The 8,875-nt window shown below is 57.3% G+C and carries 8 protein-coding genes; 6 read left to right on the top strand and 2 right to left on the bottom strand.

Features of this window, described 5'->3' with window-relative positions:
- The 3 genes from ASILVAE211_RS25300 to ASILVAE211_RS25290 all read left to right on the top strand — a co-directional run.
- Positions 1–279, top strand: a 279-nt coding sequence (locus tag ASILVAE211_RS25300) for a hypothetical protein (RefSeq protein ID WP_456304503.1), incomplete at its 5' end; no start/stop codon positions are given.
- A gap of 244 nt (positions 280–523) precedes the next feature.
- Positions 524–715, top strand: a complete 192-nt coding sequence (locus ASILVAE211_RS25295) for a hypothetical protein (protein WP_227324143.1) — start codon at positions 524–526, stop codon at positions 713–715.
- A 142-nt stretch (positions 716–857) separates the two neighbouring features.
- Positions 858–1,115: a hypothetical protein gene (locus ASILVAE211_RS25290; RefSeq protein ID WP_227324142.1), complete on the top strand. Its 258-nt coding sequence runs from the start codon at positions 858–860 to the stop codon at positions 1,113–1,115.
- Positions 1,116–1,183: 68 nt separating this feature from the next.
- Here the strand turns inward: ASILVAE211_RS25290 and ASILVAE211_RS25285 are convergent, their stop codons facing one another.
- Positions 1,184–1,486 (bottom strand): hypothetical protein, encoded by a 303-nt coding sequence (locus tag ASILVAE211_RS25285; protein ID WP_227324141.1) that lies wholly within the window; start codon positions 1,484–1,486, stop codon positions 1,184–1,186.
- Positions 1,487–1,692: 206 nt separating this feature from the next.
- Here ASILVAE211_RS25285 and ASILVAE211_RS25280 point away from each other — a divergent pair, with 206 nt between their 5' ends.
- On the top strand, positions 1,693–2,070 hold the full coding sequence (locus ASILVAE211_RS25280) for a response regulator (RefSeq protein WP_227324140.1): 378 nt from the start codon (positions 1,693–1,695) through the stop codon (positions 2,068–2,070).
- 296 nt (positions 2,071–2,366) lie between these two features.
- Here ASILVAE211_RS25280 and ASILVAE211_RS25275 read toward each other — a convergent pair whose 3' ends face one another.
- Positions 2,367–4,865 (bottom strand): PAS domain S-box protein, encoded by a 2,499-nt coding sequence (locus ASILVAE211_RS25275; protein WP_227324139.1) that lies wholly within the window; start codon positions 4,863–4,865, stop codon positions 2,367–2,369.
- Positions 4,866–5,089: 224 nt separating this feature from the next.
- Between ASILVAE211_RS25275 and ASILVAE211_RS25270 the strand changes: the two genes are divergently transcribed.
- Together ASILVAE211_RS25270 and ASILVAE211_RS25265 are read left to right on the top strand one after the other, a co-directional pair.
- Positions 5,090–7,129 carry an ATP-dependent helicase gene (locus tag ASILVAE211_RS25270; protein ID WP_227324138.1) on the top strand — a complete coding sequence of 680 codons (2,040 nt, stop codon included), beginning with the start codon at positions 5,090–5,092 and terminating at the stop codon, positions 7,127–7,129.
- Positions 7,130–7,318: 189 nt separating this feature from the next.
- Positions 7,319–8,320, top strand: coding sequence for a substrate-binding domain-containing protein (locus ASILVAE211_RS25265; protein WP_227324137.1), 1,002 nt, complete (start codon positions 7,319–7,321; stop codon positions 8,318–8,320).
- Positions 8,321–8,875 lie beyond the last annotated feature (555 nt).

The following is an 8,875-nucleotide window of genomic DNA, read 5'->3' as shown; positions in this document are numbered from 1 at the left end:
TCTTGGAGCGACCTCTACTCCGTCACGGAGGCGCGCGACCGGATCCTGCGCATCCTGGGAGAGGGCGGTGAGGGCAGGGAGCTCGCGGCGTTTTTGCCTGAACTTCCGACGTGGACCGATGAGGACGGTACGGCGTTGCAAGACGCGATGCACTGGTCTTCGGCCTGGGCGACCACCTTCAGCGCCAGCCTGGAATTGGCGAAGCAGGGCGATGTCGCGTTAGGTCAATCTGCAATTTTTGAGGCCATTCGTGTCGGTCCGCCAGCCGGCGCAGGATGAAGTCACGTCTGACATCCCAGAGCGCGAAGACCTTGTCTGTGAACGCCGACCGGCCGGGATCGTTCTCTAAAGGGTTAAGCCGTTTCGCTGCCTTACCTCAAAACGGCAGAACCTTGGGACACGGAGCCGAAAAGCCGTCCTGAAACTTGCATCGATACCGTTCGCTCACATCAACGTTGTCGATGTCCGTATCGAATACGAGATGGCTTGCGCCCACCTCCATAGCGAACAGGAGCAATAGGCGATGCAGAACCAGTCTCACCTTGCGCATTTTCACATGGACGGCGAGGAAGCGTTCATGGACGGTCTAGCGATCCATGAGAATCCCTATTGGCGCGATATCGAGGCGGCAGATGCCTGGCATGCAGGCTGGATGGCCGCGTATGCGGCGAGCCGATCCATAGAAGCAGAGAGTTTTTTAGACCAGCGCGCCTAAAAGGCTGTCGCCTCCGCCCAAGGTAACCTGCCAGAAGCGGCGAACATAGGACCACGTTTGGCCGGGAGCGCGAACTATGCGGTAATGCTGGCGCCGGCTGGAGAGCCGAGCGATATTGGCAAAAATAACAGGGGAAATTCCCATGCTGGTCGACGTCTATAAAAGTTCGTCAAATCCTGAGAAGTTCCTGTCAGTTCCCGCGGGCACTGACATTGGCAAGTTCAGTGTCGCAGAATTGGATGCCGACTACCGTGCCGTTGCCATCTTCAAGCAAAATCTCGATGTGGATCCGTCGACACCGCGCGTTGCTTTGAGCAGCGCTGAGATTGTCCGTGCTATCGAGGACCATGGCTTTGCGACCCACGATGCCCTGGTAACGGGATCGCTGGAGCAGCACTAAGAGTCTTCTGGCTTCCCGGTTCTCAGCAAGGGCAGGGAAGCCAGCGGCCCATCCTCAATTCATAGAGATCAGCAGCCGATCCACTTGAGATCGTCCAAGTCTACGGTCCCATTTTGGCTGGTGAACACCAACTCTTGGCCTTGGCTCTGCTGTTGCGAAACCCCGCTTATGCGGTGGTCACCGGTGTCGTAGGCAGTCAATTTGCCGTCTTTCTCAATCAGCAAACGGTGCTTTTCCGAGAAAAAAGCGTATCGCATCGTGTTCTGGCCACCGCTGGTCGTGGGATGTCCCAGATCGGCTGGCCACCATGCTTCCGGAGCAGACATTGGTTCCATCGGCTTCATGGGCGCCATGGGTTTCATCGGTTCCATTGTTTTTTCCTGAACGTGTCCTTTTCAGGTGGAGGCTCCGAGCCCATGCCACAAGGGCGGTGATGGGCTTCCGCCTACTGCCCGTTCTTCGTCCCGCTCCGTCACATTCGAACCTGGAGCCGGTCGAACTTGCCCTGAAGACAAACGCACCTAAATATTCGGAGATCCGGTTGTACCCGGTTGCTCGAGAAGGACTGTCTGCGACTATGGTCGAGGGTTTGCCGACTGGGTGCCGTGTTCTCGTGGCCGAAGATGATCCGATGCTCGCTATGCGGATCGAAGACCTGATCCAGGACGCTGGCGGCGAGGTCATCGGTCCCTTCGAGACCGTGGCCGAGACCGCGGCGGCGGTGCGAGCAAACACGATTGACATTGCCATCCTTGACCTCAGTCTGAAGGACGGCAACGCTTACCCGATCGCTGACATGCTGGACCCAAGAGCGGTGCCATTCATCTTCTTGAGTGGGTACGGTGCTGATAGTGGGCCAACTGATCGGCCTAACTGGCAATGGCACTCCAAACCCTTTGTCGCCGAGGAATTGCTAGCAAAGGTTAAAGGGCTTTTGCACCCTTATCGCGGCTAAGGCCGGGGGCGTATCAATCAGTAAACTGACCCGGACGCGTCGCGCCGCTTCCAGTCTCGGCTCACGTGTTCGGACTCGGAGAATCCAAATCGATTGTCAACTTTCTCTAAGAAAAAGAACAAGACTTAAGAGATTACAATGCATCGCCTGTAGAGATTGGCTTCGTTGAAGATAATTGACTCTTTTTACCTGAAATGGCGGCGTTGGAAGTTCTAATGCGCAACATGACCTAAACTGCTCAAACTTGATGCCGATATTCTCATAGTTAAGGAACCGAGATCCTGCGAGACGCGCTCTCAGTTTCCGATGATATGACGGATCTTTGTTGCTAATGCATCGATTGCGAAGGGTTTTGTCATCATGTCCATCCCCTCGTCCAAAAACCCTGCGCGAACGGCAGCATTCTGGGCGTAGCCAGTGATGAAGAGAACGCTGAGATCGGGCCTGACTTTCCGCGCTATCTCGGCCAATTGCCGGCCATTCAAGCCAGGTAATCCAACATCCGTAATCAGAAGATCGATGCGTTGGCCGGACTCAAGGATTGGTATGGCGCGATTGGCATCCACGGCTTCGATTGCTGCGTAGCCTAACTCCGCAAGGACTTCTGCTACAATTAAACGAACCGAGGCATCATCCTCGACGAACATCACCGTTTCACCAGCACCATGCGGAATCGTCACAGTAGGCGCTGATTTTACTGCAACAGTGCCGTGGGAGCGAGGCACGAACAATTTTACCGTCGTGCCCTGTGCCAACTCGCTGTAGATACGGACATGGCCGCCTGACTGACGGACAAAACCGTAAATCATAGAAAGCCCAAGACCGGTGCCTTGGCCTACTGGCTTCGTTGTAAAGAAGGGCTCGAAAACCTTTGCAATCGTCGAAGCCGACATGCCTACGCCGGTATCGGTGACACTCAGGACGATATATTGCCCGGGTTGGAGTTCAGGGTAGTCACGTGTGTAGCGCTCATCTAATTCAGTGTTGGCCGTTTCGACGACGAGTTGCCCGCCACTGGGCATGGCGTCGCGAGCATTGATACAGAGATTAAGCAAGGCACTTTCTAGTTGATTAGCATCTGTAGTCGCTGTCCAGAGATTGCTAGCCAAATGGGTCACAAGAATGATCTGCTCGCCAAGCGTGCGACGCAGAAGATCCTCCACCCCAGCTACTAAGGCATTCACGTCGATCGTCTTAAGATCAAGTGACTGCCTTCGGCCGAAGGCAAGGAGGCGTGAGGTTAGGCCGGCGGCGCGCTGCGCGGATGTGTTGGCGGCTTCGATGTATTTCTCGACGCGGTCCAATTTTCCAACGGCCATATTGCGCCTGATGAGATCGAGGCTGCCAATCACGCCCGTCAGCATGTTGTTGAAGTCGTGGGCAATACCGCCGGTAAGCTGCCCTATCGCTTCCATTTTTTGGCTTTGACGAAGGGCTTCTCGGGCGATCTCCAACTCAGCCTCGCGAGCCTTGGCCTCGCTGAGGTCGCGGCCGACCGCCACAAAATTAATGCCATCGGGTTCCGGCGCTACGGTCCATTCGATAGATTTCCAGTCACCGTCGCGCGTGGCTAGGCGGTTCTGAAACCGAGCGGGCTCACGCTTTGCGGCGACTTCAGCAATTGCGGTGAGGGTGGCTGCGGCGTCCTCGGGATGCATGAAGGTCGTGTAGCCGCGCGTAAGCAGCTCGTTCTCGGTCCAGCCCAGGACACGGGTCCATGCCGGGTTCACCGCGGATATCATCCCGCTGTAATCGGCCCGAGCGAGCATGTCCTGAGACAGGTCCCAGAGCCGGTCGCGCTCAGCGCGGGCCCGCTCTATTGCTACTTTGATGCGTTCGCCAACCTCTTGGATGAGTGTTTCCTCGGCCTCAGTCCATAGGCGGGGCGTGGCACTTTGGACGGCAAGCAGTCCCACCCACTGCGTCTCTTCAAACAATACGACGTCGACGAATGCCCCAACCTCCCGGGAGCGAAGCCCTGCGCGGGCGTCGGAACTAAGTCTGACCTCCGTCTCGACATTGCGGACCACAACGGGTGTACCGATGCGGTAGGCGGCCAGGAGATCGGGCCCGAAGGCCTCGAGAGAATGCTCGCCAAAGATCGAAGTCACGCCAGAGGCATAGTCGCGTTCGACAGTCATCCTTCCATTGGAAATTTCGGCATAAAAAACGCGGCTGGCAGATAGTAACTTTCCGAGGCGGTCAGCCGTCATCCTCATGATATCGGACGGCGTCGTCAGGCCTTGAAGATCGTCCGACAGCCCATGCAGGAAGGCTTTTCGCCGCTCTGCTGCGACGCGCTGGGTGGTCTCTGCGAGAAAGCAGATGACGCCTGCTGGCCTCCCGGCTTCATCGGGAACGGGAGAATAGTCCAGGTCCATCCATACTGGCTCAGGCACGCCGTTGCGGTGAAGGGTCAGCTCTTGGTCGCGGTAACGCAGGACTTCACCCGCCAGCCCCTTTGTCACAACGTTGTCGTTAAAGTCGGCAACCTCCGGCCAGCCCTTGCGAACGTTAGATCCGAGCAGCTCCGGATGCCTGCCCCCTGCAAACCCGGAGTAGGCGTCGTTATAGAGCATGACGCCTTCAGGTCCCCAAAGCATAACAATTGGGACCGGGGACCGAAGGAGGATGGCAACGGCGCTTGTCAGACACTGAGGCCAGTTTTCGATGGGACCAAGAGGCGTGGCGGCCCAGTCCTTACTGCCGATCAATTCGGCACAGGCGCCACCGCCCGCCAGGAATGTAGGTCGACCCTTGTCAGAATGGTGAAGGGGTAGCACTGCGACAGACATTTAAGAGGATCCACGGGGTTTTGCCGAGCTGCCAGGCAGCAGAATTCGCACGCTCATCCGAGGGAAGCTCCTAACAGACCTTAAAGCTCTCCGAAACTGCGCGTTGGGCGCTGCTCGCGTGCATGTCGACCCTTGTGAACAAAACGGGAAACATGGTTGATTTGGGGTCCTTAAGGATCTCGGCCGCTTAGATGTCTAACCCTCAACGCACTCCCTTGAACGCCATGCAGCAGCAGGCCGTGGACCATGGCATAGGAAGCCATTTCGGGCCGCTTTCCGCCCCTTTGCTGGTTATTGCCGGAGCCGGCTCGGGCAAAACCAACACGTTGGCGCATCGCGTGGCCAAGATGATCCAGGCTGGCATCGACCCTCGTCGCATTCTGCTGATGACCTTTTCCCGCCGGGCCGCAGCAGAGATGACACGCCGGGTCGAGACGATTTGCGCCAAAACCATGGGTTCAGCCGTGGGAACCGCTCTGGCCGATGCGATGACCTGGGCCGGGACCTTCCACGCCGTCGGGGCGCGGCTCTTGCGGGAATATGCTGAACAGATTGGGCTGCAGCCCAACTTCACGATTCATGATCGGGAGGATTCCGCTGATCTGATGAATCTGCAGCGGCATCAGCTCGGGTTTTCAAAGACGGAAAACCGCTTTCCAACAAAGGGCACGTGCCTTGCGATCTATTCCAGGGTGGTAAATTCGGAAACGCCGCTCGAAGCGGTACTAAAGACGCATTTTCCGTGGTGCTCGGCTTGGGAGTTGGAACTCCGGAAGCTGTTCGCGAGCTATGTTGAAGCAAAGCAGGCACAGGGCGTGCTCGATTATGACGACCTGCTGCTCTACTGGGCGCAGATGGTCGCCGACCCAACCTTGGCAGCCGATATCGGGGATCGCTTCGATCATATCTTCGTCGACGAATATCAAGACACCAACCGGCTCCAGTCGAGCATCCTCTTCGCACTGAAACCCTCTGGTTGTGGTTTGACCGTCGTTGGAGACGACGCGCAATCGATCTACGGGTTTCGCGCGGCGACGGTCCGCAATATTCTCGACTTTCCGGATCAGTTTGCTCCACCAGCTGCCGTGATTACCCTGGATCAGAACTATCGCTCCACGCAGCCGATCCTGAATGCCGCCAACGGCGTCATCGGATTGGCGGCAGAGCGCTTTACCAAGGACCTTTGGACCGACCGCCAATCAAGCGAGCTGCCAGTCCTGGCCAGCGTGCGCGATGAAATGGAACAGGCGCGCTATGTGGTGGAGCGTGTGCTTGAGAACCGGGAAGGGGGTGCAACCCTCAAACAACAGGCCGTGCTGTTTCGGACTTCAAGCCATAGCGGGCATCTCGAAATCGAGCTCACACGGCGCAACATTCCCTTTGTCAAATTCGGAGGTCTCAAGTTTCTGGACACTGCCCACGTCAAAGACCTGCTGGCGTTGCTGCGCTTTGTGGAAAACCCGCGCGACCGGGTTGCGGGGTTTCGCATTCTTCAATTGTTGCCCGGGGTGGGGCCAAGCTCCGCACAACGCGTGCTGGACGCGATGGCAGAGCAAGCGGATCCGATTGTCGCGCTTGCTGAGATAGCGCCGCCGCCACGCGCAGGAGAGGGTTGGGTAGGTCTTGTAGAGACGGTGCAGCAACTCGCTTCGGCCAAAATCGGCTGGCCGGGTGAAATTGGCTGTGCACGGGCTTGGTATGCGCCCCATCTCGAGCGCATTCATGAGGACGCGGACGCCCGTCAGTTGGATCTACTTCAATTGGAGCAAATCGCCGCTGGCTATCCATCTCGCGCGCGTTTCTTGACAGATCTCACGCTTGACCCGCCGGACGCTACGAGCGACCAGGCCGGTGTGCCGCTGCTGGATGAGGACTATCTGATCCTTTCGACCATCCACTCGGCCAAGGGTCAGGAATGGAAATCGGTCTTCGTGCTCAACGCGGTCGACGGTTGCATTCCGTCAGATCTTGGAACCGGGACTACAGCGGAAATCGAAGAGGAACGGCGTCTGCTTTATGTTGCGATGACCCGGGCCAAGGATAATCTCTACTTGGTGACACCTCGCCGCTTCTACACGCACGGGCAACCGACCATGGGAGACAGGCACGTCTTCGCTTCTCGCACGCGCTTCATTCCGACGAGCCTTCTGCCGCTATTTGAAAGCCTGTCCTGGCCTGTCCTCGCCACCCAGGTGGCACGAGAGGCTGCGGCTAATCAGGTCCGCATTGATGTCGGCGCGCGGATGCGCAGCATGTGGTCATAAAACGTCGCGTAAAAATCTGTCGGGACGAAGCACCACCTGCGGAATAGCAAGCCAAATCAGCATCGTCCGAGCGGCCAGTACTAGGAGGCCAGTGAACGCCTCGGGGAGTTGTGAAGCCGCTAACCAGCAAATGCGCCTATGTTCCCTCAAGAGAATAAGCTTTGTCCCCAACGAGAGCGGAGCACGGTCGTGAGTAATATCAAACTCGATATCGCTTTCTGGAATTATGATCGTTGCGAGCCGCTGCGCGACGGCTCAGTGAAGATCAATGGCGTCGACGCGACCTACCACAATGGCCGCATTGTCACGGACGTATTTGAAGCGATGGTCAAAGACCGTGCATACGATGTGTCTGATCTTGGTTTTTCCTATTTCCTGCGCACGATGGATTTCGACGAGCCACCGTTTTTGGCGATTCCAGTTTTCACGCTGCATATGTTTCGCCATTCGGCGATCTACATCAACAAGGCGAGCGGGATTGAAAAGCCGCAGGATCTTGCTGGCAAGCGCATCGGCGAGCTCGCAATGTATGGTCATGATGCGGGCGTTTGGCCCAAAGGCATTCTCTCGGATGAATATGGTGTGAAGCCTGAGCATTCGCGCTGGTTGATCGGCGGGATTGATTTCCCGTTGAAGCCAATCGATTGGGTGCCGCAGCCGCATCCGGCGGGCATAGAGGTCGAGCAGGCAGGTGCGGATGCCGATCTGGGCGAGCTTCTCGCCAAGGGCGAAATCGATGCTCTGATTTCAGCTGACGCTCCTAAAGCCTATCTCGAAGGTGATCCTGCCGTGGGACGCCTCTTCGAGAATTATGTCGAAGTCGAACGTGACTATTTTACTCGCACAGGCCTCTTTCCGATGATGCACCAGATCGTCGTCAGGCGCGAACTGGCCGAAGAAAAGCCCGAGGTCGTCAGGGCCGTCTATAAGGGTTTCAAGGATGCCAAAGCCGCTTGCGAGGAAAAACTGGTAAGGGGCATGACGTTTAACAACATGACGACCATGATCCCCTGGCTCACGGCCCTCATCACTGACAATCGCAGAGCGCTGGGGGAAGATTGGTGGCCTTACGGTATCAAGCGTAATCGCGCGGCCCTCGATACCTTTCTACGCTATCATTTCGAGCAAGGCCTTTCGAAGAAGCGCTGGACCGTTGAAGATGTGTTTGTCCCCTACCTATTGGATGACTGAGTTGGCGTGTTTGTCTGCCAAGCGGAAGCTCCATCGCTCGCCTAAGTGACCGGAGGAGGCTATTTTTGTTCAGAGACATCCCCGGGCGTGCCATCAGCGGGCCCGGCTGACCGCCCTCTTTAGGGGCGACAAGACGGGCGAGTTCTGCCGCCAGGCACGCCCTCCAGGGCGGGGGGCCGTGCAACATCCGGAAGGCGATCAGCAAGGTCTTTCGCAGGCAGAGCTTCTCCTTGCACCGCCAGCGTGTGAATTTGAGACGGAGCGTCACAGCGACACCGTGAACCGGCAGATCCTGCATGCGGCGTAGATAGGCCCTTTGGCGCCGCCGTGACCGGGAACTGGATTCAGGACATCGTCCGATGGCAACCAGGGTCCCTGATACAACCCATTATGGTCCAATTCTCTCTGCGGCTGAAACGTTGATGTCCGGCGAAAGCGTTCAGCAATCGTGCTTCTTCATGCCGTATCAGGGCACAGGACCGCACTGACCCGCAAATAGGCGCTCAATGCCCTCCGGACGAAAGCTCCACACCGAATGCGCCAGACACCCAAAGG

Source organism: Acidisoma silvae (genome assembly GCF_020618775.1).
Lineage (GTDB): Bacteria > Pseudomonadota > Alphaproteobacteria > Acetobacterales > Acetobacteraceae > Acidisoma > Acidisoma silvae.
This window is presented reverse-complemented; position numbering and strand designations above follow the sequence as displayed.

Coding starts and splice junctions, on each gene's coding strand:
- ASILVAE211_RS25270 (WP_227324138.1), top strand. CDS start 5,090: ATGCAGCAGCAGGCCGTGGACCATGGCATAGGAAGCCATTTCGGGCCG.
- ASILVAE211_RS25290 (WP_227324142.1), top strand. CDS start 858: ATGCTGGTCGACGTCTATAAAAGTTCGTCAAATCCTGAGAAGTTCCTG.
- ASILVAE211_RS25275 (WP_227324139.1), bottom strand. CDS start 4,865: ATGTCTGTCGCAGTGCTACCCCTTCACCATTCTGACAAGGGTCGACCT.
- ASILVAE211_RS25285 (WP_227324141.1), bottom strand. CDS start 1,486: ATGGAACCGATGAAACCCATGGCGCCCATGAAGCCGATGGAACCAATG.
- ASILVAE211_RS25280 (WP_227324140.1), top strand. CDS start 1,693: ATGGTCGAGGGTTTGCCGACTGGGTGCCGTGTTCTCGTGGCCGAAGAT.
- ASILVAE211_RS25295 (WP_227324143.1), top strand. CDS start 524: ATGCAGAACCAGTCTCACCTTGCGCATTTTCACATGGACGGCGAGGAA.